Raw genomic sequence first — 21,622 nt, forward strand, 5'->3', positions numbered from 1 at the left:
GCCGCGCATGGCAGCATTTGTTGCGATTCCCGCGTCGTTTCGATGACAAATCGGCGACAGCGTCAAAAAAGCCCTGTCGCCGTTTCGCAGATCAATCGCGGCAATAACCTTCGCCCGACTTCACGATCAGGCATTCCTTCTTGCCGGCGAGATATTTGAGGCCGGTTTCATCACCGCTGCCGCGGCGGAGCGACAGCTCTTCGCTGCCGCGCTTGAACTTGATGCCATGCTCGCTGTCCTCGCCGTCATAGGTGCCCTTGGTGTCGAGGTCCGACTGCATTTCCAGCTTGTACTTGCCGGGCTCGGTGGGAGTGATCGTCGCGTACATCCCCTCGACGCCGGTCCATTTTCCGGCCCAGCTTGCAAAACGATGCGAGGCCGTAGCGGGATCGGTCGCGTCCGCACCCTCGGCCGGAACGGTCTCGACTGGCACTTCCTCGGTCGTCGTCGGGGTATCGGTCGGCGCCGGGGCTTCGGCCTTCTCGCATCCCGTCAACAGGGCCAGCGCCATCGCGCCCGTCAGCATCATGCTCTTCTGCATCATACGTCTCCTTCTCCGTCTCAACGCTCGGGGACCGACAAGTTTCCTATTCGGTAATGATATCGGCGAATTTCAGCGGGTCGACATTGCCGCCCGACAGCGTGACCAGCGTCGCATCGGTCAGCACGACCTTCCCCGCCAGCACGGCCGCCAGCGCGGCGGCGCCACCGGGCTCAACCACCAGATGCAGTTTCTCGAAGGCGAGGCGCACCGCGTCGCGAACCTCGCGTCGCGTCACGACCACGCCCCGAACCCCACGCGCCTGAAGCACCGCAAAGTTGATCGGCCAGGTCTGGGGCGTCTGGAGGGCGTCGCATTCGGTCGGATAGGCCATGTCCTCGACCGAAAGAATCTTGCCCTCGGCAAGGCTGCGCGTCACATCGTCCCACCCCTCGGGCTCGACCGCGACGATTTCGGCATCGGGCAGAGCGAGAGCGAGACCCGCCGACAGACCGCCTCCGCCGCAACAGGCGACCACCTTGTCGGGCCCGGCGATGGCCCGCGCCTTCATCTGCGCGGCTGCCTCGATGCCCACCGTGCCCTGTCCCTCGATGATCCACGGATCGCCATAGGCATGGACGAGCGTCCCGCCACGCTCTGCAATCAGCTTCGCCGCCACGGCGTCACGCGATTCCGTGACGCGATCATAAAGCACGACATCCGCGCCCAGCCGCCGCGTCGCCGCGAGCTTCATCGCCGGCGCGTTGCTCGGCATCACGATTGTCGCCTTGATCCCCAGTCGCTTCGCAGCCCATGCAACGCCCTGGGCGTGATTGCCGCTCGACACGCCGACGACACCCTCGTTCGCTTGCTCGGGTGTCAGATCGGTCAGCCGGTGCCAGGCGCCGCGGATCTTGAAGGCTCCGACCGGCTGCAGACACTCGGCCTTGCACCAGATCGTCCTGCCCTCGACGTCAAGCGGTAACAGCGGGGTTCGCGGCAGCAAGGCCGCGACTTTCGCCGCTGCGCGTTCGACGCCTGCAAGCGTCGGTGCCCGCGCGGGGTCGATCAGGGCATCGGGGCTTTGTTCTGTCATGGCTTCGTCCTATAGGGCGCGGCATAGTTGACAAGCGGCATATGCCCGCACAGGAGATTATCGAGATGAGCAAGGTTCTGGTGATCGGCGCAGGCGGCGTCGGTTCGGTCGCGGTCCACAAGATGGCAATGAATGCGGACATCTTCCCCGACATCACGCTCGCCAGCCGTCGCAAGTTCAAGTGCGATGCGATCGCCGAGTCGGTCAAACAACGCACCGGCATCACGATCAAGACGGCCGAGGTCGACGCCGACCATATCGACGCCACCGCGGCGCTGATCCGTCAGGTCGGTGCGACGCATGTCGTGAACCTCGCGCTGCCCTATCAGGATCTGACGATCATGGAGGCGTGCCTGTCGACCGGCGCGCATTATCTCGATACCGCAAACTACGAGCCGCGCGACGAGGCGAAATTCGAATATCACTGGCAGTGGGCGTATCAGGATCGCTTCAAGGACGCGGGCCTGATGGCGCTGCTCGGTTCGGGTTTCGACCCCGGCGTCACCAGCGTTTTCACGACCTGGCTGAGGAAGCATCACTTCGACCGCATCGACACGCTCGACATTCTCGACTGCAACGGCGGCGATCATGGCCAGCATTTCGCGACCAACTTCAACCCCGAGATCAATATTCGTGAAGTGACCGCGGTCGCGCGTCACTGGGAAAATGGCGACTGGGTCGAAACCCCGCCGATGTCGGTCAAGCAGACCTTCGACTTCGAGGCCGTGGGACCCAAGAATATGTACCTCATGTATCATGAGGAGATCGAAAGCCTGAAAACCCACCTGCCCGAGATCAGGCGTATCCGCTTCTGGATGACCTTCGGCGATGCTTACATCCAGCACCTGACCGTCCTCCAGAATGTCGGGATGACGCGGATCGATCCCGTGATCTACGAGGGCAAGGAGATCATCCCGCTGCAGTTCCTCAAAGCCGTGCTCCCCGAACCCTCGAGCCTCGGCGAGACGACAAAGGGCAAGACGAACATCGGCGTGATCGCAACCGGCCTGGCCAAGGACGGGACGGAAAAGACGCTCTACCTCTACAATATCTGCGACCATGAGGACGCCTATGCCGAAACCGGCAATCAGGCGGTCAGCTACACCACCGGCGTCCCCGCGATGATCGGTGCCGCGATGATGGTAACCGGAACATGGTCAGGCCAGGGCGTGTTCAACATGGAGCAGATGGACCCCGATCCCTTCATGGACATGCTGAACAAGCACGGGCTGCCGTGGCAGGTGAAGGAACTGGACGGGCCGCTCGATTTCTGATTGCTGCTGCGGGGGCCGGCCAGTGTCGGCACCCGCGTCTGCAAGGGAATCCCATGACGGCCTATATCCTGCCCATCGGGCTGCTCTTCGTCTCGAACATCTTCATGACCTTTGCCTGGTACGGGCATCTGGGCGACATGTCGCGGCCGGTATGGCTGGCGGTCCTGGTCGCGTGGGGCATCGCCTTTTTCGAATATTGCCTTGCCGTCCCGGCGAACCGCGTCGGTCACGCGGTCTATACGACCGCAGAGCTCAAGACGATTCAGGAAGTGATCACGCTTGTGGTCTTTGCCGGCTTCGCGACCTTCTGGCTTGGCGAGCGGCTGACGGTGAACCACCTGATCGGCTTCGCGCTGATCTGCGGCGGCGCCTTCTTCATCTTCAAGGCGCCGATTGCAGCCTGACGCCCCGCCCGCTACCCTCGCCGCCAGCGGGAGAACGGGCGATGACGGATAAGGCAATTTCCAGACGGTTTTTCGGCGCGGCAGCAGCGGGGCTGGCCGCGCTCGGAATTCCAGGCGCCACGGCGAAACCCGCCGCGCCGAAGGTCATTCCGACCGGCAAGCCCTTCATCCTGACGACATGGGATTTCGGCCCTGGCGCCAATGCCGTCGGCTGGCCGATGCTCGCAAGCGGCGCATCGGCAATCGACGCGGTCGAGGCGGCGATCAACCATGTCGAGCTGCTCGGCGACTATTGGGTCGGCGCGGGCGGTGTCCCCAACGAGGTCGGTGAGACGACGCTCGACGCGATGATGATGTGGGGACCGACGCACGATCTCGGCGCGGTCGGCTGCCTCAAGCGCGTCAAGAAGGCGATCTCGGTCGCGCGGGCGGTGATGGAGAAGACGCAGCATAGCCTGATCGTCGGCGACGACGCGACGCGCTTTGCCGCGCGCATGGGTTTCACCGAAACCACTCTGACCAGCGTCGTGTCGCAGCAGGCGTGGGACAAATGGGCCGCGAAGGGCGAAAGGACGAACGCCTTCGACCCCGAACCGATCCGCACGGCGGAAGCGCTGGCGCGGCACGACACTGTCGGCAGCATCGCGCTCGATGCGGCCGGCAATCTGTGCGTCGGCTGTTCGACCAACGGGCGCGAGTTCAAGATCCCGGGCCGCGTCGGCGACTCGCCGATCGCGGGAGCCGGCGCCTATGTCGATCAAGCGGTCGGCGGCGCGGTCGCGACCGGCAACGGCGACGTCATGATGCGTTTCCTCCCGACGTATCACGCCGTCGAACTGATGCTCGGCGGCATGGCGCCCCAAGCCGCCGCCGAAGCCGCGATCAAGCGGATCGAGGATGCGGGCTACAGCATCGGGGGCGGCATCGCGGTGATCCGCCGCGACGGCGTGCATGGCGGCGCCAAAACCACCGGATGGGAGGACACACAGTTCAGCTATTCGGTCCAGACCGCAACGGGAAACGTCAAGGTCCCGGTGTCTTGAAAGCGACCCGTCGCGCCGTCACCTTGCGCTCCGCAGACCCGATCCGCTTTCATCCACCTGTAAAACACTCTAGAGGCGCGCCATGGAAACCAGAGCCGGCGACCCCGGGGCCTTCGCCCACTTCGACCTGACCCGCGTCCCCTCGCCCGCTTTCGTGGTCGATGCTGCGAAAGTGCGCGCGAACCTTGCCGTGCTGCGTCATATCGGCGACCAGTCGGGCGCGCGCGTGCTTGCGGCGCTCAAGGCCTTTTCGATGTGGTCGCTGGGATCGACCGTCACCGACTATCTCGACGGGGTCTGCGCATCGGGGCTCTACGAAGCCAGGCTCGGACGTGAGGAATATGGCGGCGAAGTCGCGACCTATTGCGCGGGGTACAAGGAAGCCGACCTCCCCGAAATCGCCCGCCTGTCGGATCATCTGATCTTCAACTCGCCCGGCCAGATCGCCCGCTTTCGTCCGCTGCTCGACGAGCTGCGCGCGCAAAGCGAGCGCTTCGACATCGGCCTGCGCATCAACCCGATGCACAGCGAGGGCGAGGTCGCGAAATACGACCCGGCCGCGCCGTGCAGCCGCCTCGGCTTCCCGGTTACCCAATTACTCCCCGAGCATATGGCAGGCGTCGACGGCATCCATATGCACAGCCTGTGCGAACAGGATTTCCCGCCGCTTCAGCGCACCTGGCAGGCGGTGCAGCCAATGCTGCGCCCCTTCTTCGGCCAGCTCAAATGGATCAATTTCGGCGGCGGCCACCATGTCACCCGCGCCGACTACCAGACCGACGACCTGATCTCCTTTCTGAAGCAGGTGCGCGCCGCGACGAACTGCGACGTGATGATCGAGCCGGGCGAGGCGGTTGCACTCGACGCGGGCATCCTCGTTGGCGAAGTGCTCGACCTGTTCGACAACGGCATGCCGATCGGCATCACCGACATCAGCGCGACCTGCCACATGCCCGACGTGATCGAAGCGCCCTATCGTCCCGCGATGCTGGGGGAGAGACCGGATGGAATGCCGACACGCCTTGGCGGCCCTTCCTGTCTCGCCGGCGACGTGATCGGCGACTATCGCCTGCCCGGCGACGCGCATATCGGCCAGCGCTTCGCCTTTCTCGATCAGGCGCATTATTCGATGGTGAAGACGAACACCTTCAACGGCGTGCCGCTGCCATCGATCTGGCTGTGGGACAGCGAGACCGACGACCTCAAGCTGATCCGCGAGTTCGGTTACCAGGATTTCAAGACGCGGCTGAGCTAGCCACCTTATTCGTCATCGGGATGCTGCAACGGCTTCCGCGCTGATCTCCGCCAGCGCCTGGTGGATGTCGCTCACCACGACCGATCCCTCGCCGACCGACGAGGCGACGCGCTTCACCGACCCCTTGCGCACGTCGCCCACCGCATAAATCCGCGGCCAGCTCGTCTCGAAGCGGCTCGGCATCCGGTCGAGCGACCAGCCTGCGCGCACGAGTTCGAGCGGTGCAATATCGGCACCGGTCTTTACGAAGCCCTTTTCGTCGCAGACCATTTCCTTCGGCAACCAGCCGGTGTTCGGGTTCGCGCCAAGGAAGAGGAACAGGAATTTGCAGTCGCAAAGATCCTCCGCGCCGGTCTCGCGGCAGCGATAGGTCAGGCCGTCGAGCTGCCCTTCGCCGCGCAGCGCCACGACATCGGTCGATCCGATGATTTCGATATTCGGATGTTCCTCGAGCCGCTTGACCAGATATTCGGACATCGTCTCGCGCAGGCTCTTGCGCCGGAAGATGACATAGACCTTCTTCGCGACGCCCGCGAGATAGATCGCCCCCTGTCCCGCCGAATTGCCCGAGCCGACCACCGTCACCTCGGCGTTGCTGCACAGCTGCGCCTCCATCGGCGTCGCGCCATAATAAATACCGCGCCCCTCGTAATTCTCGATCCCCTCGATCGGCAGGCGCTGATATTGCGCCCCGCTCGACACCACGACCGCCCGGCTGCGCAGCTTGCGCCCGTCGGCGAGATGCAGACAATAGGCATCGCCGTCGCGCCCGATCGATGCCGCACGCACCGGCGACACCAGCCGCGCGCCGAACTTCTGCGCCTGCACGGTCGCGCGGCGCGCGAGCTCGTTGCCCGAAATGCCGGTCGGAAAGCCGAGATAATTTTCGATCTTCGAGGACGTCCCCGCCTGCCCCCCCGGCGCCAGCGCGTCGATGGCGATCACCGTCAGCCCTTCGGATGCGGCATAGACCGCCGCGGCGAGCCCGCCCGGCCCGCTGCCGACGACAAGCACGTCCGCGGTCGCCCCGTCGGGGAGCAGGTCCAGCCCCAGTGCCTGCGCCAACTGTTCGGGCGTCGGCTGGATCAACACGTCGGCGGCGCCAAGAATCGCCACCGGCAATTGCTCCTCGGTCAGCCCGCGCTCGGCCATCAGATGAGCCGCAACAGGGCCATCGGCAGGGTCGAACCAGCGGTGCGCAACGCCATGCTTCATCAAAAGGTCGCGCAGCGCGTAAACCGTGCGGTCCATCGCGGCGCCCAATACGATGGTCGCCGCGAAACCCCGGCTGTTGCCGAATTCGCGTCGCGCCGCAAACACGCGCACGAACACGTCGGAAAAGTGGCTGTTGCCCGAAATCAGCCGCTGGAAACTTTCATAGGGGATACGCAGTATGTCCCCGTCCGCTCCCATTTCGACGCGCGACAAATGGCGCTGGCCCGTGAGCACCGACAGGTCGCCCGCGAACTGCCCCCGCTCCATCCAGCCGACGCGGCGGCGCCCCTGGTCCGTGGTCGCGAAGATATCGGTGTGCCCTGACAGCGTGATGATGCAATCGGGCGCCATCGTTCCTTCCGCCAGGATCAGATCGCCCGCCTTATGCGATTCGACGGCGCCGAACGGAATCAGCTCTTCGAGTTCGGCGTCCGAAAAGGTGTGGTTGACGTCGGCGGGAGGAGTCATGGCGCGCGAAATCCTTTTGTCGGGAAGAGCGATATGTCGATAGCGTAAGTCGGGCATTTTGTCTCGCTTTCGCCCCTTCGGCGCAGCTCTGCCCCGTTTCGGCGCGAGTGTTACCGCAGCGTTACAAAATTGCGCGATTGGGCCTTTACAGCGGGGACCCCCCTCAATATATCGCCCTCCGCTGCCCCAGGGGGACTTCCAATAACCGCAAGGCAGCCTTTGTGTTGAACGTTATTTTTGGGGGTCCCTTGAGTTGCACCAGCATCATAGCGCCCACGGGCTGATTCAGGCACTTTCGCCGGTCGAACCTGTTACGCTTGTCCGCCCGCACGCCGCGGCGCGCGCAGCGCGTTTCTTCATCGAGCGATTTCCCGGCACGACCATGTATGCGGTCAAGGCGAATCCGTCGCCCGACCTGCTGCGCGTGCTCTGGGATTCGGGTGTTACGCATTATGACGTCGCCTCGATCGCCGAGGTGCGCCTCGTCGCGCGTACGCTTCCGAACGCGACGCTCTGCTTCATGCATCCCGTGAAGGCCGAGGAAGCGATTTCCGAAGCCTATTGGAAGCATGGGGTGCGCACCTTCTCGCTCGACACCATGGACGAGCTTCAGAAAATCGTCCGTGCGACCGAGGGCGCCGCCGATCTCAATCTGCTCGTGCGCCTGCGCGTCTCGTCCGACCATTCGAAGCTCAGCCTCGCCGCCAAGTTCGGCGCCGAGCCCGAGGATGTCGGCGAGTTGCTGATGGCAACGCGCCAGGCCGCCGATGCGCTCGGCATCTGTTTCCATGTCGGCAGCCAGGCGATGACGCCGCACGCCTATGCGCAAGCGATGGAGCGCGTCCGCGCCGCAATCGTCGCGGCCGCGGTCACCGTCGACATCGTCGATGTGGGCGGCGGATTCCCGTCGACCTATCCGGGCATGGAGCCCCCCCCGCTCGGCGCCTATTTCGAGACGATCCACCGCAGCTTCGAAAGCCTGCCGATCAGCTATTCGGCCGAACTCTGGTGCGAGCCCGGCCGCGCGCTGTCGGCCGAATACAGCTCGCTGATCGTTCGCGTCGAAAAGCGCCGCGGCGAAGAGCTCTACATCAACGACGGTGCTTACGGGGCGCTGTTCGACGCCGCGCATGTCGGCTGGCGCTTCCCGGTGACGTTGCTGCGCGAGCCCGAGAGCGATGCGGAAATGGCCGCGTTCAGCTTCTACGGTCCGACGTGCGACGACCTCGACCATATGGCGGGGCCCTTCTTCCTGCCGGCTGACGTCAAGGCAGGCGATTTTATCGAGATCGGCATGCTCGGCGCCTATGGCTGCGCGATGCGCACCAGGTTCAACGGCTTCGGTGCGGAAGAAATCCATGTCGTCAGCGACGAGCCGATGGCAAGCCTCTACACTGGCGAAGCCGCGCCCGAGCGCCGCAGTGCGACGGTGACGAAGCTTTTCTGAACGACGTGGAATAGTGGATACAGAGGCCGGTGCAGCGATGCGCCGGCCTTTTTCTTCGCGCGCAATTGCCTTTTCCGTTTTCTTCCGCAACGATTCCATCGTGGCGCAAAAAGGAGAGGCAATCACCCTATGACCATGCTCGCCGGTATTCGCATCGTCGACCTGACCACGGTCATTTTCGGCCCCTATGCGACGCAGATGCTCGCCGATCTCGGCGCCGAGGTCATCAAGGTCGAAACCCCGGGTATCGGCGATGTATCGCGCTATCTCGGCTCTGGCATTCCGGATCCGACGATGGGATCGACGCATCTGACCGTGAACCGCGGCAAGCGCTCGATCGCGCTCGATCTCAAAAATCCCGAGGATGCAGCAATTCTGCGCGATCTGATCGCCACCGCCGACGTCTTCTTCCACAATGTCCGCGGCAAGGCGATAACGCGGCTCGGCTTCGACTACGAGGGCTGCGCGGCGATCAAGTCCGACATCATCTATGTCCACGGCACCGGCTTCGGGCAGGACGGTCCCTATGCCGATCTGCAGGCGTATGACGACGTCATCCAGGCCGCGACCGGCACGACGAGCCTGCTTCCCCGCGTCGATGGCGATCCACGCCCACGCTATTTCCCATCGCTGATCGCCGACAAGATCGCCGGGCAGTTCGGCTCGCAGGCGATCCTCGCCGCGCTCGTGCACAAACTGCGCACCGGCGAGGGACAAAGGGTCGAAGTGCCGATGTTCGAATGCTTCGCCGCCTTCATGCTGACCGAACATCTGCGCGACGCGACGCTCGACCCGCCGATCGGCCCCGCGGGCTATCCGCGTCAGCTCGATCCGACCCGCCAGCCCTTTCCGACCGCCGACGGCCATATCGCGATCGTCCCCTACACGCCCGAATCCACGGCGCGCCTGATGGGTCTGCTCGGCAGCGAAGCCTTGCTCGGGTCTCCCGAATTCGAGGAGGCGAAGGCCAAGGGCAACCATATGCCGCTGGTCTATCGCGAAATCGCGCGGAAGACGCCAACGAAGACCACCGCCGAATGGCTCGATCTCTTCGCCGCAAACGACATTCCCGCCATGTCGGTCCGCGATCTGGAAGATATCAGGGACGACCCGCATCTGGTTGCCACCGGCTTCTTCCGCCACCGCGAGCATCCGCAAGTCGGCGGCTTCTGGGAAATGCAGCCGCCGGTCCGATATAGCGCCGCCCCGCCCCGCGACCTCGGCTTTGCGCCGACGGTCGGCGGCGACGGCGACGCGATCCGGGCGGAGATCGCAAACAGCCGGTAAACTTCGGCCGTTGCATTGTCGGCCGGGCACCTTAGCATGGCGGCACATCATAAGGGGGAGCCATATGTCGGATAGTTTGCTCGCACCCGGCGCGGTGCTCGCGCTCTGGACGATCGTCATGTTGACCTGGGCCGGCGTGACACGCTTTCAGGCCTTTTCCAAGCTCGGCATCGACATCAAGGCAGCGCCGCCCGGCGGCCGCGGGGTCGATCTGGAGGGCGTGCTGCCGCCGGAAACCAACTGGAAGTCGCACAATTACACGCACCTTTGCGAACAGCCGACGATCTTCTACGCCGTCCTCGTCTTTCTGGAGCTATCGGGCGGCAACACCGAGCTGACGCGCGGGCTCGCCTGGGCCTATGTCGTGCTGCGCATCGTCCACAGCCTGTGGCAGTCGACGGTCAACCGCATTCCGGTGCGCTTCGCCATCTTTTTGGTGGCGACCTTGTTCCTGCTGGCGCTGGCCGTACTGGCCGTCATCGCAACTCTGGGTTGAGGGGGAGAGAAAATGGGAACGAATGCCATATTGGGGCCGGTCGCGACGCTCGCGCTTTGGTCGATGGTCATGTGGGTGTGGATGTATGCGACGCGCATCCCCGCGATGCAGCGTGCCAAGATCGACGCCAAGAATCTCGTCGGCACCACCGGTCGCGGCCTCGACGAGGTGCTGCCCGCCGAGGTGCAGTGGAAGGCCCACAATTATAACCATCTGATGGAACAGCCGACGGTCTTCTACGCCGTTGCGCTGGCACTGGCGGTCGGCGGCATGGGCGGCGGGCTCAACGCCCAGCTTGCCTGGGCCTATGTCGGCCTGCGCATCCTGCACAGCCTGATCCAGGCGACGGTCAACCGCGTCATGTGGCGCTTCGGCGTGTTCGCGCTCGCCAGCCTCGCGCTGATTGCGCTATGCATCCATGCCTTCATGGGCTTCGTGCTCCACTCGGGACTGTTCGCCCACTAGCGGCTGAATCGCGCGGCCAGTTCCACGTGGGTCGACCAACGGAACTGGCCGACCGGCTGCACCCAGTCGAGGCGATAGCCGCCTGCGACGAGCAACCTCGCATCGCGCGCGAAGCTGGCGGGGTTGCAACTGACATAGGCAATGGCGGGCACCGTCGACGCCGCGATCTGCTTTACTTGCTCCTCGGCGCCCGCGCGTGGCGGATCGAGGATCACCGCGCCGAACCGATTGAGCTCGGCGGGAACGAGCGGGCGGCGGAACAGGTCGCGATGTTCGGTCGCGACCAGCGCTCGTGCGCGGTTCGCCGCGCCGGTCAGCGCTGCAATCGCATCGCGCGCGCCCTCGGCGGCATAGACTTTCCGCCCCGCCTGCACCGACAGGGCAAAGGTTCCGATCCCTGCGAACAGGTCAGCCGCCGCCGCCGCATCGCCGATCGCGCGCCTCACCGCGTCGACCAGCGCCGCCTGCCCCGTCGCGGTCGCCTGCAGGAAGGCGAAGGGGGGCACTTCGACCGATATGTCGCCAAAGCGCATCGTCGGCGGCTCGGGTTGCCAGACCGTCTCCAGCCCGTCGCCCTGATCGATCGCCAGCCGCGCCAGCCGATGCCCTCCGGCAAAATCCTGCAGCGCCATTGCCGCGTCAAGCCCGTCGGCCTTCACGCCCTCGATGATGATTTCAGCGCCTTGGTCGAGCATCTGCAACTTGACCTTCACCGGGCGACGCTGGGGCGCGATCGTGCCGAGCAGGGTGCGGACCGGCGCGACCAGCGCGAACAACTCGGGCAGCAGCAGCGGGCACATGCGCATGTCGACGATCTGGTTGCTCTGCGCAGCGTTGAAACCGAGCGCGACCTGCTTGCCGATCCTGAGTGCGGTCAGCGCCGCGCGGCGGCGGCTCGCGGGCGGGGAGATCAACGCGGGCCGTATGGCGCCCGCCTCGACCTGCTGCCCTTCCAGAGCGCCGACGACGCGGTCACGCACGAAATCCGCCAGCGCCCCATCGGCGACATGCTGCAACTGGCAGCCGCCGCACTTTCCGAAATGGCGGCACACCGGCTCGGCACGGTTCGGCCCCGGCAGCAGCGTCCCGTCGGCGGCGAGCCGGTCGCCCGGCACGCCGCCCGCAACATGGCGGCCGTCGGCAGTCACGCCATCGCCGCGCGCGGCAATGCGCTTGATCGGCGTACTGTCTGTCATTCTATTCCCCAACCAGATCGTCGGCGACAAGCCCGGGGCCTATATGCGCCGCGCGCGCAATATGCCAGGCCGCAGCCTGGACGGCCGCATCGAAGGGGTCACCACCGCGCGACAGCATGGCCCCGCAGGCGCCCGCCAGCACGTCGCCCGTCCCCGCCGTCGCGAGCCACGGACTGCCCGGCCATGCCGCGGCAACGCGGCCGTCGGGCGCAGCGATGACGGTATCGGCGCCCTTGTAGATCACGACCGATCCCGTTTCCGCAGCCGCTGCGAGCGCGCGATCGATCTTGCCCCCTTCGGCGCCGGGAAAGGCCCGCACAAACTCGCCCTCATGCGGGGTCAGGATCGCCGTCAGCCCGCCCCCGCGCAGTCGCGGCAGCGCGGCGTCGATCGCCGCGGCATCCAGAACCAGCGGCCTGGCGCTGTCGATGGCGGACGCGACATCGCGATCGAGCGCCATGCCGGCCGGATAGCCCGGACCGATGACCACGGCCCCGACCCGTTTGTCGCCGAGCCGCGCCGGATAATGGTCGCCATCTTCGGCGATGATCGCGGACAGCGGCGCCGTATCCGCTCCGCTCAGCACCGCGTAACCCGCCCCGGCGCGTAAGCCTGCGGCCGCCGCAAGCGCCGCAGCGCCCGGCATCGGCCCTGCGCGAACGAGCATCATCCCGCGGCTGAACTTATGCGACGTAACGCCGGGTAGCGGCGCGGGCGGACGCGGCAGCGTGCGGATCGTCGCATCGCACACGATCCCGATCCCGGCGAGCAGGACGCGTCCACAATGCTGCGCCGCAGGCAACAGCACGTGCGCGCGCTTCAGCGCCCCCAGCGCCACCGTCACATGCGCCGGAAGCGGCGGCGCCCAATCATGCTCACCGTCGGCATCGACACCGCTCGGCACATCGACCGCGATCACGCGGCGAACAGCCAGCGCCCGAAGCCGCCCGGCCAGCTCGGCCGCCAACGGCCGCGTCAAACCGACGCCGAACAGGGCATCGACCGCCACGGGCGCCGGGGCAAGCGTCTCGTCGATCGGTTCGACCGCCCCCGCCCACTTCGCCCGCGCCGCCTTCGCAAGGTCGGTGGTCGGCGGCGCAAGCGCCGCAACGCGAACATTCGCCCCGCGCTCACGGAGCAATCGCGCCGCGACATAGCCATCGCCGCCATTGTTGCCTGGGCCGCACAGAATCAGAACCGGCGCCCCCGCCGCCATTCGCCACGCGATATCGGCCACCGCCGCACCCGCACGGTCCATCAGCTCGGAAAGCGAGGTGCCCGACGCCGCACAGGCCGCTTCGGCGTCACGCATCGCACTGCTGGTCAGAATCGGGGCGTCGGCGGGAACGGACATCGGCGCAGATCCTAGCACGCCCGAACCAAAAGTCGCGCTACTTCGGCCCCTTCGTGTTCGCGGGCAGGCGATAACGGTCGCCGTCGACCGCGACCTCGATCACCCCGTCGCCGATGATCGTGACCTTGGCGGGCTCCGACCCGTCGGCCGAGATCACGCCGCGCCCGTCGGTCGCGATCTGCAGGCGGCGGTACCCGACGTCGGGCTTGCCGACGACCAGGATCGCGCCGTCGGCGCCGCTCATTTCGTCGATGGTGCAGGTGCGGTCGAATCCCTTCGCCCCTTCGAGCGCGCATTCGATGCGCCCGTCCTTCAGGGCGTCGTTCGACCCGCGCGCCTCGGCTTCGGCCAGCGCGCCATTTTCGGGTGCGCCGTTGCAACCCGACACCAGCAGCAATGCGCAGGCCGGACCGAAGAGGCGCCCGATCATTTGCGCCGGAGCTGTGACAGATCGCGCACCGCGCCGCGCGCCGCACTCGTGGTCATCGCCGCATAAGCCTCCAGCGCCACCGAAATCTTGCGCGGCCGTGGCTTCGCGGGCTGCCAGGCGGCCTCGCCCTTCGCGTCCATCGCGGCGCGGCGTTCGGCCAGCACGCTGTCGGCGACCATCAGGTTGATCGCGCGCGCGGGAATGTCGATCTCGATCATGTCGCCATTCCCGACCAGCCCGATCGCGCCGCCCTCGGCTGCCTCGGGCGAGACATGGCCGATCGACAGCCCCGACGTGCCGCCCGAGAAGCGCCCGTCGGTGATCAGCGCGCAGGCCGCACCGAGCCCCTTCGATTTGAGGTAGCTCGTCGGATACAGCATTTCCTGCATCCCCGGACCGCCCTTCGGCCCTTCGTAGCGGATGACGACGACGTCGCCGGCCTCGACCTGTCCGGTCAGGATGCCGGCCACCGCAGCGTCCTGGCTCTCATAGACTTTCGCCGGACCCGAAAATTTCAGGATGCTCTCATCCACACCTGCGGTCTTCACGATGCAGCCGTCGAGCGCGATATTGCCCGTCAGCACCGCAAGCCCGCCATCCTTGCTGAACGCATGATCCGCCGACCGGATCACGCCGCCTTCCCGGTCCAGATCGAGCGAATCCCAGCGCCGGTCCTGGCTGAACGCGGTCTGCGTCGGCACACCGCCGGGCGCCGCGAGGAAGAATTTCTGCACGTCGGGATCGTTCGTCCGCGCGATATCCCATTTGCTCAGCGCATCGCCCAGCGTCGCGCTATGCACCGTCGGCAGATGCGCGTGGAGCAAACCCGCGCGATCGAGTTCGCCGAGAATCGCCATGATCCCGCCGGCGCGGTGGACATCCTCCATATGGACGTCGCTCTTCGCCGGCGCGACCTTCGACAGGCACGGCACGCGGCGCGACAGCCGGTCGATATCCTCCATCGTGAAGTCGACCTCCGCCTCGTGCGCCGCGGCCAGCAAGTGGAGCACCGTGTTCGTCGACCCGCCCATCGCGATGTCGAGGCTCATCGCATTCTCGAACGCCTCGAAGCTCGCAATGCTGCGCGGCAGGACGCGCTCGTCACCCTCTTCATAATAGCGGCGGCACATTTCGACGACGATCCGCCCCGCGCGCAGGAACAGCTCCTTGCGGTCGGCATGTGTCGCCAGCGTCGAGCCATTGCCCGGCAGCGAAAGCCCCAATGCCTCGGTCAGGCAGTTCATCGAGTTCGCGGTGAACATCCCCGAGCAGCTGCCGCAGGTCGGGCACGCCGAACGCTCGATCGTCTGCACCTCCTCGTCGGTATATTTTTCATCCGCGGCGGCGACCATCGCATCGACGAGGTCCAGCGCGACCTCCTTGCCTTTGAGCACCACTTTGCCGGCCTCCATCGGGCCGCCGGAGACGAACACCACGGGGATGTTGATCCTGAGGGCCGCCATCAGCATTCCCGGCGTGATCTTGTCGCAGTTGGAGATGCACACCATCGCGTCGGCGCAATGCGCGTTGACCATATATTCGACGCTATCGGCGATCAGGTCGCGGCTCGGCAGCGAATAGAGCATCCCGTCATGCCCCATGGCGATGCCGTCATCGACCGCGATCGTGTTGAATTCCTTGGCGACGCCCCCGGCGGCCTCGATCTCGCGCGCGACCATCTGGCCAAGATCCTTGAGGTGGACATGGCCGGGCACGAACTGGGTAAAGCTGTTCACCACGGCGATGATCGGCTTGCCGAAGTCGCTGTCCTTCATTCCCGTCGCGCGCCAGAGCCCGCGCGCGCCCGCCATGTTGCGGCCGTGGGTGGTGGTTCGCGAACGATAAGAAGGCATTTGACAACTTTCTGATAATTTTATTTCACAAATTAGCGAAGAAAGGCGCCATTACACGCCTATTCGGCGATATACAATGCCACTTTCCTGCACATACGTCCCAATTGTTCGGCGAACCGTGCCTGACCCGCCGCATCGCGCACCAGATCCTGCCGCATCTCGATGCCCACATAGGGAATATCGTTTGCCTCGGCGTGCCGGTTCATCGTCGCGTTGAGCAGCTTGCCCGAATAGGGAAGCTGGTCGCCGACATTCAGCCCCTCCTCGGTCAAGGCGGCGATCGCCGGCCCCGCAAGCCGGTCGTCCTGATTGTAGAGAACCCCGACGTGCCACGGGCGCGCCTGCGCCGGATCGCTCGCCAGCGCCGGCGTAAAACTGTGCAGCGACAGGATCATCGCGGGGCGATGCGCCGCGATCGTCGCCGCGATATGCGTATGATACGGCCGGAAGAAGCGCGCCAGCCGCGCCTCACGCCCCGCATGGTCGAGCGCATTGCCGGGAATGGCATGGCCATCGCTCGCGATCGGAATGGCGCCGGGGACGTCCTCATCGCGATTGCAGTCGACCACGAGCCGCGACACGCCGCCGAGGATCGCCGCATCGACAACGCCCGCCTCGACGAGCAGCGCCGCCACCTCGGCAACGCCCAGATCGATCGCAATATGCTCGCGCAGCAACGCTCGATCGATGCCGAGATCGATATCCGGCGGCACATATGCCGACGCATGGTCGCCGATCAACAGGATGCCGCCGGCACGCGGCGTCCCGAGCTGACGCCACGCCTCGCTCATCGCAGCGTCCCTGCCATCTGCCACCAATGCGGATGGCTCTCCGCGAGCCGCACCGCCGCCGCATCGCGCTCCGCAGGCGCGTCGAACAGCGCGAAACAGGTCGCGCCCGATCCCGACATGCGCGCCAGCCACGGCCGGCGCGCGCCAAGCTCGGTCAGCACATCGGTAATCGCCGGGCATTGCGCGATCGCCGCGCGCTGCAAATCGTTGCGCGCCGTGAACAGCTGCGCGCGCATGTCGGCGCCGGTGAACAGCGGACCGCGATCGACGCCGTCCCATGCCGCGAAAATCGGCCCCGTCGATACCCGCTGACGCGGATTGACGAGCAGCACGGGGGTGCCGGTCAGGATCAGCTCGGGAACCGGACTCAATTCGTCGCCGACCCCGACGCCAAGGCATGTCGTGCTGGCGATGCAGGCGGCGATATCGGCGCCGAGCGGGCTCACCAGCCGCGCCAGCGTCGCGTCGCCCAGTTCGGGCAGGAAATGCCGCCGCACGAGCCGCGCCATCGCCGCCGCATCCGCCGACCCGCCGCCAATCCCCGCCGCGACGGGGAGCCTCTTGGCCAGCGTTAACGCCAGCGGCGGCACGCGTTCGGAGCCATAGCGCTCGCGAAGCAGCGCCAGCACGCGCAGCACCAGATTGTCGGGGCCATTGCCTAGCCCCCCGGCGAACTCTCCGTTGATCGACAGACTGTCGGCGGAGGCGGGCGACGCTGCGATCGTGTCGCCATGGTCGACAAAGGCGAACAGGGTCTCGATCAGATGATAGCCGTCGCTCCGTCGCGCGCGAACGTGGAGCGCCAGGTTGATCTTCGCCCAGCCGCTTTCCTGCATGTCCGCCATCACGGCGCCGTGGTAGCGGCGCTCAGCCCGTCGCGCAGCTTCGCTTCGATCCGCGCCGCCATGTCGGCCTCGGCCAGCAGCGCGGCTGCGCGCCACGTATAGCGCGCCTGGAACCGCCGGCCCGCCTGCCAATAGGCGTCGCCCAGATGCTCGACGATCACGGCATTGCCCGGCTCGCCGCGCTGCGCCAGCTCGAGCAAAGGCACCGCATCGTCGATGCGGCCGGTCAGGAAATAGGCCCAGCCGAGCGAATCGGTGATGCTCGCGCTTTGCGGCTCGGCCTTCCACGCCGCCTCGATCCGCGCGAGCGACTGTTTCACGTTCTTGCGGCGCTCAAGCGCCGAATAGCCCGCAAAATTCAGGATCGTTGCATCGCCGGGGCGCAGATTGACCGCCTTTTCCATCAGCGGCTCCGCGCCGTCCCAATCCCCGGCCTGCAACTTCAACTCGGCGCGGGCGATCAGCAGCGAACCGCGCAGCGACATATCGTCCGGTGCATCGCCCAGCGTTGCTTCGAGCCCCATATAGGCGCGTTCCGCGGCCGCGGGATCGTTCGCACGGCGCGCGATATCGGCAAAGCGGATGAGCAGGCTGCGCGCCACCGGCTCGGCACGCGCGGCTGCGTCGGCGAGTTTTACGGCGCTCGCCATATCGCCCGCCTCGGCGAGCAGTTCGGCATGACGCATCTGCAGCGCCGCGGGCTGCGCGGTCCGGCTGTCCGCCAGCAGCGCCATCGCATCGCGCCCCTGCCCGTTGCGATCGAGCGCCTCGACGAGCGCCGAGCGTACCGTCCAATCCTGATCGCCCAGCCAATAGGCGGACCGCGCGAACAACAGCGGCAGCTTCGGGCTGCCGTTTGGGGTCCGCGCCAGCCCGTCGGCGAGCAGCCCGAGCCAGTGCGCCGCGCCGCCGCGTGCCGTCGTCACCGGCTGGCCCGACAGCAGCAGCATCGGGTCTTCGCGCCCGCCCGCCGCCATCGCGGTCCGTCCGCGCAGCGCCTTCGCGGCGTCGGCCTGCCCCGCAGCATCGAGCGTCGCCGCCAGGCGCAACGCGGCGAGTTGGCTCGTGCGATCGCTCAGCACCGTGTCCGCCGCCAGCCTGGCCCCTTCGGTGGACTGCTTCGCCGCAACCCTGACCAGCGCCGCTTCGAGCGCCAGCGTCGGTTCGAGCCGCCCGCGCGACAGCGCCGCGATCAGGTGCCGCTCGGGTTCCTTCTCGCGCGCGCCGACGTCGATCCAGCTGTTCAGCGCCGGCGTCACCAGATTGGCGATCGCATCGCCGCCGGTCTTGTCGGGCCGCCCCCCCAAAAAGGCGCGCGCGCCCTTCCAGTCGGACCGTTTCATCGCGTCGACGACAAGCACAAGCTGCGCGTCGAAGCGGCGTTCGCCGTTTGCCCAGAGCTGCGCGGCAGCGCCGCGCGCCGCGATCAGGTCGCCCGCCTGGATCGCCTGTTCCAAAATCCGCCCGCGAAGCCCCGGAAGGTCGGGCGCCGCGCTGGCGGCGCTGGTCAGGGCAGACAGCGCCGCGGCGGGATCGCCCGCATCCTCGGCCAGCCGCGCCCGCACCAGCGCATTGACCGCCGCGCCGCCGTCGCTCGCGGCTTCGGCGGGAACCGCCGCCGCAAGGACGCCGACGGCCACAAGCCAGCAAGCGGACTTACATGTTCGGGTAATTGGGGCCTCCGCCGCCTTCGGGAGTGACCCAGTTGATATTCTGGGTCGGATCCTTGATGTCGCACGTCTTGCAATGGACGCAATTCTGCGCGTTGATCACGAACTTCGGGTCGCCCTCGTCCTGTCCGACGATCTCGTAAACGCCTGCGGGACAATAGCGCTGCGCAGGTTCGTCGTACATCGGCAGATTATATTCGACCGGGATCGACGGATCCTTGAGCTGCAGGTGAACCGGCTGATCCTCCTCATGGTTGGTGTTCGACAGGAACACCGAGGAGAGGCGGTCGAAGGTCAGCACGCCGTCGGGCTTCGGATAATCGGGTTTCGGCATCTGGTCGGCGCGGTAAAGGGTCGTGTTGTCGGGATGGTGCTTCATCGTGAAGGGGACGCGGATCCCCAGCGTTTCGAGCCACATCGTCATGCCCGACAGGATGGTGCCGGCGAGGTCGCCGAACTTCTCGACCAGCGGCAGGACGTTGCGAACGACGCTCAGTTCCTTCTTCACCCAGCTTTCGTCATAAGCCGCCTGATAGGCGTCGAGCGTATCGGACCCGCGGCCCGCGCTGACCGCGGCGAAGGCGGCCTCTGCCGCCATCATGCCCGACTTCATCGCGGTGTGCGTGCCCTTGATGCGCGGGACGTTGAGGAAGCCCGCGGTGTCGCCGATCAACGCGCCGCCCGGGAATGCCAGCTTCGGCACCGACTGCCAGCCGCCGTCGCTGATCGCGCGTGCGCCATAGGAGACGCGTTTGCCGCCCTTCAGGATCTTCGCGATCTCGGGGTGCGTCTTCCACTTCTGCATCTCCTGAAAGGGGGAGATGTGCGGGTTGCGATAGTTGAGCCAGGTTACGAAACCCAGCGCGACCTGCCCGTTCGCCTGATGATAAAGGAAGCCGCCGCCGTTGGCATTCTCGTCGAGCGGCCAGCCCTGCGTGTGGATGACGCGGCCCGGCGCGTGATTCTCGGGCGCGATGTCCCAGAGTTCCTTGATCCCGATGCCATAGACCTGTGGCTCGCAATCGGCGTCGAGCGCGAATTGCGGCTTGAGCATCTTGGTCAGGTGCCCGCGCACGCCCTCGGCAAAGAAGGTATATTTCGCATTGAGTTCGAGTCCGGGCGCATAGTCGGGCTTGTGACTGCCGTCGCGCGCGACCCCCATGTCGCCGGTCGCGACGCCTTTTACCGAGCCATCTTCGTTATAGAGGATTTCGGCGGCCGCGAAGCCGGGGAATATTTCGACGCCCAGCCCCTCGGCCTGCTCGGCCAGCCAGCGGCAGAGATTGCCCAGGCTGCCCGTATAGGTTCCCTTGTTATGCATGAATCCGGGGGTGATGAAGTGCGGAACGCCGAACTTCCTGTTCTTCGTGAGCACCCAATGCTGGTTGTCGTTCACCGGAACCTCGGCGAGCGGACAGCCCTGCGTCCGCCAGTCGGGGAGCAATTCGTCGAGCGATTTCGGATCGATTACCGCGCCCGAAAGGATATGCGCGCCAACTTCCGAACCTTTTTCGAGGACGCAAACCGACAGCTCGCTGCCCGCCTCGTTCGCCAGCTGCTTCAATCGGATCGCCGCCGAAAGCCCTGCAGGCCCCGCCCCGACGATCACGACGTCATAGGGCATTGATTCCCGTTCGCTCACCGCAATCACCTTTCTGCCGTCCCCGCGCCGATCATTCATCGTGTCCGGCGCTCATTCTGTCACGAAACGCGATGCCCGCCAATTGACGCGCCCGTCAACTGTCTGTTTGAAACAAATTCATGGGTGGGCGAAATTCAGCCTTGCTGGCCGAAAGCTATCATGACTGGTGGTCGCTGGCCGGGGTCGACGCGCTCGTCGGCGAAGCGCCGGCGGGCTGGCTCGACGTGCCTGCCGCGAATGACACCGCGGCAAAGTCCAGAATCGCGCCGATTGCGGCGCCCGAGCCCGCCCCCCTCCCCGCTGCGCTCCAGCGTCAGGAAGCGCCCATCGAGGCCGGCGCAAAGGGTCCGGTTGCGCTTCCCGGCGCGTGGGACGAGTTCCAGAGCTGGCTCGCGTCGAACCCCGATGTTCCCGGCAGCCAGTGGGATGCGCGCCGTGTGCTTCCCGTCGGCAACGCCGGGGCGCCATTGATGCTCCTTACCGCGTGGCCCGAAATCGACGACCAGCGGGACGGAGCGCTCTTCACCGGCCCCGCCGGCCAATTGCTCGATGCCATGCTCGGCGCAGTCGGCGCGACGCGCGGCGACTGCTATCTCGCCAGCCTCGCGATTACCCGGCCACCGGGCGGCCGCATCGACGAGCGCGACGCCGCCGAGCTGGACCGGCTGCTGTGGCACCATCTGCGCCTCGCGAAGCCTGGCCGCTTGCTGCTCATCGGCGGCGACATCGTCCGGATGGCGGCGAAACTCCAGCTCGCAGACGCGCGCGGAAAGTTACTCGATATTAACCAAGATGGCGGCAAATTGGAGACCGTGGCAGTCGCGCATCCCGCGATACTGCTCGCCCGGCCCGCCCAGAAGGCGGCCGCCTGGGACAGTCTGAAACTGTTCAACCGGGGACGTTGACAGAT

Annotated in this window: 20 protein-coding genes; 9 read left to right on the plus strand and 11 right to left on the minus strand. The window is 66.1% G+C overall.

Annotation, left to right across the window (positions count from 1 at the left end; genetic code table 11):
- Positions 1-91 precede the first annotated feature (91 nt).
- A complete protein-coding gene (locus tag J1N50_RS16900; RefSeq protein ID WP_215355896.1) occupies positions 92-541 on the minus strand; it encodes a hypothetical protein in 450 nt (149 codons plus the stop codon).
- Positions 542-587: 46 nt separating this feature from the next.
- Entirely contained in the window at positions 588-1,577 is a 990-nt protein-coding gene (locus tag J1N50_RS16905; RefSeq protein ID WP_215355898.1) for a threonine ammonia-lyase, read from the minus strand.
- Positions 1,578-1,642: 65 nt separating this feature from the next.
- Here J1N50_RS16905 and J1N50_RS16910 point away from each other — a divergent pair, with 65 nt between their 5' ends.
- The 4 genes from J1N50_RS16910 to J1N50_RS16925 all read left to right on the plus strand — a co-directional run bounded on the left by J1N50_RS16910 (position 1,643) and on the right by J1N50_RS16925 (position 5,553).
- Positions 1,643-2,851 carry a saccharopine dehydrogenase family protein gene (locus J1N50_RS16910; protein ID WP_215355900.1) on the plus strand — a complete coding sequence of 403 codons (1,209 nt, stop codon included), beginning with the start codon at positions 1,643-1,645 and terminating at the stop codon, positions 2,849-2,851.
- 53 nt (positions 2,852-2,904) lie between these two features.
- Entirely contained in the window at positions 2,905-3,255 is a 351-nt protein-coding gene (locus J1N50_RS16915) for a DMT family protein (RefSeq protein ID WP_215355903.1), read from the plus strand.
- A gap of 41 nt (positions 3,256-3,296) precedes the next feature.
- Positions 3,297-4,298: a glycosylasparaginase gene (locus tag J1N50_RS16920; protein ID WP_215355905.1), complete on the plus strand. Its 1,002-nt coding sequence runs from the start codon at positions 3,297-3,299 to the stop codon at positions 4,296-4,298.
- A gap of 82 nt (positions 4,299-4,380) precedes the next feature.
- Complete coding sequence (locus J1N50_RS16925) at positions 4,381-5,553, plus strand: carboxynorspermidine decarboxylase (RefSeq protein ID WP_215355907.1); 1,173 nt, start codon at positions 4,381-4,383, stop codon at positions 5,551-5,553.
- 12 nt (positions 5,554-5,565) lie between these two features.
- On the opposite strand, the gene J1N50_RS16930 is transcribed toward J1N50_RS16925, so the two are convergent.
- The gene (locus tag J1N50_RS16930) at positions 5,566-7,236 is read right to left on the minus strand and encodes an FAD-dependent oxidoreductase (protein ID WP_215355909.1); all 1,671 of its coding nucleotides are present in this window, start codon (positions 7,234-7,236) and stop codon (positions 5,566-5,568) included.
- A 253-nt stretch (positions 7,237-7,489) separates the two neighbouring features.
- On the opposite strand from J1N50_RS16930, the gene J1N50_RS16935 reads away from it, so the two are divergent.
- From J1N50_RS16935 to J1N50_RS16950, 4 genes are all read left to right on the plus strand, one after another.
- A complete protein-coding gene (locus J1N50_RS16935; protein ID WP_215355911.1) occupies positions 7,490-8,683 on the plus strand; it encodes a type III PLP-dependent enzyme in 1,194 nt (397 codons plus the stop codon).
- Positions 8,684-8,812: 129 nt separating this feature from the next.
- Positions 8,813-9,970, plus strand: a complete 1,158-nt coding sequence (locus tag J1N50_RS16940; RefSeq protein ID WP_215355913.1) for a CaiB/BaiF CoA transferase family protein — start codon at positions 8,813-8,815, stop codon at positions 9,968-9,970.
- Positions 9,971-10,034: 64 nt separating this feature from the next.
- A complete protein-coding gene (locus J1N50_RS16945) occupies positions 10,035-10,466 on the plus strand; it encodes an MAPEG family protein (protein WP_215355915.1) in 432 nt (143 codons plus the stop codon).
- A gap of 12 nt (positions 10,467-10,478) precedes the next feature.
- A complete protein-coding gene (locus J1N50_RS16950) occupies positions 10,479-10,931 on the plus strand; it encodes an MAPEG family protein (protein WP_215355918.1) in 453 nt (150 codons plus the stop codon).
- Here the strand turns inward: J1N50_RS16950 and J1N50_RS16955 are convergent.
- From J1N50_RS16955 to J1N50_RS16990, 8 genes are read right to left on the minus strand one after another with little or no spacing between them, the layout of a single operon-like run.
- Entirely contained in the window at positions 10,928-12,127 is a 1,200-nt protein-coding gene (locus J1N50_RS16955) for a class I SAM-dependent RNA methyltransferase (protein WP_215355920.1), read from the minus strand. The genes J1N50_RS16950 and J1N50_RS16955 overlap by 4 nt on opposite strands.
- A 1-nt stretch (position 12,128) precedes the next feature.
- On the minus strand, positions 12,129-13,481 hold the full coding sequence (locus J1N50_RS16960; RefSeq protein WP_215355922.1) for an NAD(P)H-hydrate epimerase: 1,353 nt from the start codon (positions 13,479-13,481) through the stop codon (positions 12,129-12,131).
- Positions 13,482-13,518: 37 nt separating this feature from the next.
- Positions 13,519-13,911 carry a hypothetical protein gene (locus tag J1N50_RS16965; protein ID WP_215355924.1) on the minus strand — a complete coding sequence of 131 codons (393 nt, stop codon included), beginning with the start codon at positions 13,909-13,911 and terminating at the stop codon, positions 13,519-13,521.
- On the minus strand, positions 13,908-15,764 hold the full coding sequence (ilvD, locus tag J1N50_RS16970) for a dihydroxy-acid dehydratase (protein ID WP_215355926.1): 1,857 nt from the start codon (positions 15,762-15,764) through the stop codon (positions 13,908-13,910). The genes J1N50_RS16965 and ilvD overlap by 4 nt, the downstream gene beginning before the upstream one ends.
- A 59-nt stretch (positions 15,765-15,823) precedes the next feature.
- Positions 15,824-16,555 carry an N-formylglutamate amidohydrolase gene (locus J1N50_RS16975; RefSeq protein WP_215355928.1) on the minus strand — a complete coding sequence of 244 codons (732 nt, stop codon included), beginning with the start codon at positions 16,553-16,555 and terminating at the stop codon, positions 15,824-15,826.
- Positions 16,552-17,391: a 4-(cytidine 5'-diphospho)-2-C-methyl-D-erythritol kinase gene (locus J1N50_RS16980; RefSeq protein WP_215355996.1), complete on the minus strand. Its 840-nt coding sequence runs from the start codon at positions 17,389-17,391 to the stop codon at positions 16,552-16,554. Before J1N50_RS16980 ends, J1N50_RS16975 begins: the two co-directional genes overlap by 4 nt.
- Before the next feature lie 8 nt (positions 17,392-17,399).
- The gene (locus tag J1N50_RS16985; RefSeq protein ID WP_343227911.1) at positions 17,400-19,040 is read right to left on the minus strand and encodes a hypothetical protein; all 1,641 of its coding nucleotides are present in this window, start codon (positions 19,038-19,040) and stop codon (positions 17,400-17,402) included.
- A 16-nt stretch (positions 19,041-19,056) separates the two neighbouring features.
- A complete protein-coding gene (locus J1N50_RS16990) occupies positions 19,057-20,712 on the minus strand; it encodes an electron transfer flavoprotein-ubiquinone oxidoreductase (protein ID WP_215355930.1) in 1,656 nt (551 codons plus the stop codon).
- A 140-nt stretch (positions 20,713-20,852) separates the two neighbouring features.
- Between J1N50_RS16990 and J1N50_RS16995 the strand changes: the two genes are divergently transcribed.
- A complete protein-coding gene (locus tag J1N50_RS16995; RefSeq protein ID WP_246553705.1) occupies positions 20,853-21,617 on the plus strand; it encodes a uracil-DNA glycosylase family protein in 765 nt (254 codons plus the stop codon).
- Positions 21,618-21,622 lie beyond the last annotated feature (5 nt).

Source organism: Sphingopyxis soli (assembly GCF_018682675.1).
GTDB lineage: Bacteria > Pseudomonadota > Alphaproteobacteria > Sphingomonadales > Sphingomonadaceae > Sphingopyxis > Sphingopyxis soli.

Excerpts from the sequence above, each read along its gene's own strand:
- ilvD (WP_215355926.1), bottom strand. The coding sequence starts at position 15,764 with ATGCCTTCTTATCGTTCGCGAACCACCACCCACGGCCGCAACATGGCG.
- J1N50_RS16945 (WP_215355915.1), top strand. The coding sequence starts at position 10,035 with ATGTCGGATAGTTTGCTCGCACCCGGCGCGGTGCTCGCGCTCTGGACG.
- J1N50_RS16910 (WP_215355900.1), top strand. The coding sequence starts at position 1,643 with ATGAGCAAGGTTCTGGTGATCGGCGCAGGCGGCGTCGGTTCGGTCGCG.
- J1N50_RS16980 (WP_215355996.1), bottom strand. The coding sequence starts at position 17,391 with ATGCAGGAAAGCGGCTGGGCGAAGATCAACCTGGCGCTCCACGTTCGC.
- J1N50_RS16975 (WP_215355928.1), bottom strand. The coding sequence starts at position 16,555 with ATGAGCGAGGCGTGGCGTCAGCTCGGGACGCCGCGTGCCGGCGGCATC.
- J1N50_RS16940 (WP_215355913.1), top strand. The coding sequence starts at position 8,813 with ATGACCATGCTCGCCGGTATTCGCATCGTCGACCTGACCACGGTCATT.
- J1N50_RS16965 (WP_215355924.1), bottom strand. The coding sequence starts at position 13,911 with ATGATCGGGCGCCTCTTCGGTCCGGCCTGCGCATTGCTGCTGGTGTCG.
- J1N50_RS16900 (WP_215355896.1), bottom strand. The coding sequence starts at position 541 with ATGCAGAAGAGCATGATGCTGACGGGCGCGATGGCGCTGGCCCTGTTG.
- J1N50_RS16915 (WP_215355903.1), top strand. The coding sequence starts at position 2,905 with ATGACGGCCTATATCCTGCCCATCGGGCTGCTCTTCGTCTCGAACATC.
- J1N50_RS16905 (WP_215355898.1), bottom strand. The coding sequence starts at position 1,577 with ATGACAGAACAAAGCCCCGATGCCCTGATCGACCCCGCGCGGGCACCG.
- J1N50_RS16925 (WP_215355907.1), top strand. The coding sequence starts at position 4,381 with ATGGAAACCAGAGCCGGCGACCCCGGGGCCTTCGCCCACTTCGACCTG.
- J1N50_RS16920 (WP_215355905.1), top strand. The coding sequence starts at position 3,297 with ATGACGGATAAGGCAATTTCCAGACGGTTTTTCGGCGCGGCAGCAGCG.
- J1N50_RS16955 (WP_215355920.1), bottom strand. The coding sequence starts at position 12,127 with ATGACAGACAGTACGCCGATCAAGCGCATTGCCGCGCGCGGCGATGGC.
- J1N50_RS16950 (WP_215355918.1), top strand. The coding sequence starts at position 10,479 with ATGGGAACGAATGCCATATTGGGGCCGGTCGCGACGCTCGCGCTTTGG.
- J1N50_RS16960 (WP_215355922.1), bottom strand. The coding sequence starts at position 13,481 with ATGTCCGTTCCCGCCGACGCCCCGATTCTGACCAGCAGTGCGATGCGT.
- J1N50_RS16930 (WP_215355909.1), bottom strand. The coding sequence starts at position 7,236 with ATGACTCCTCCCGCCGACGTCAACCACACCTTTTCGGACGCCGAACTC.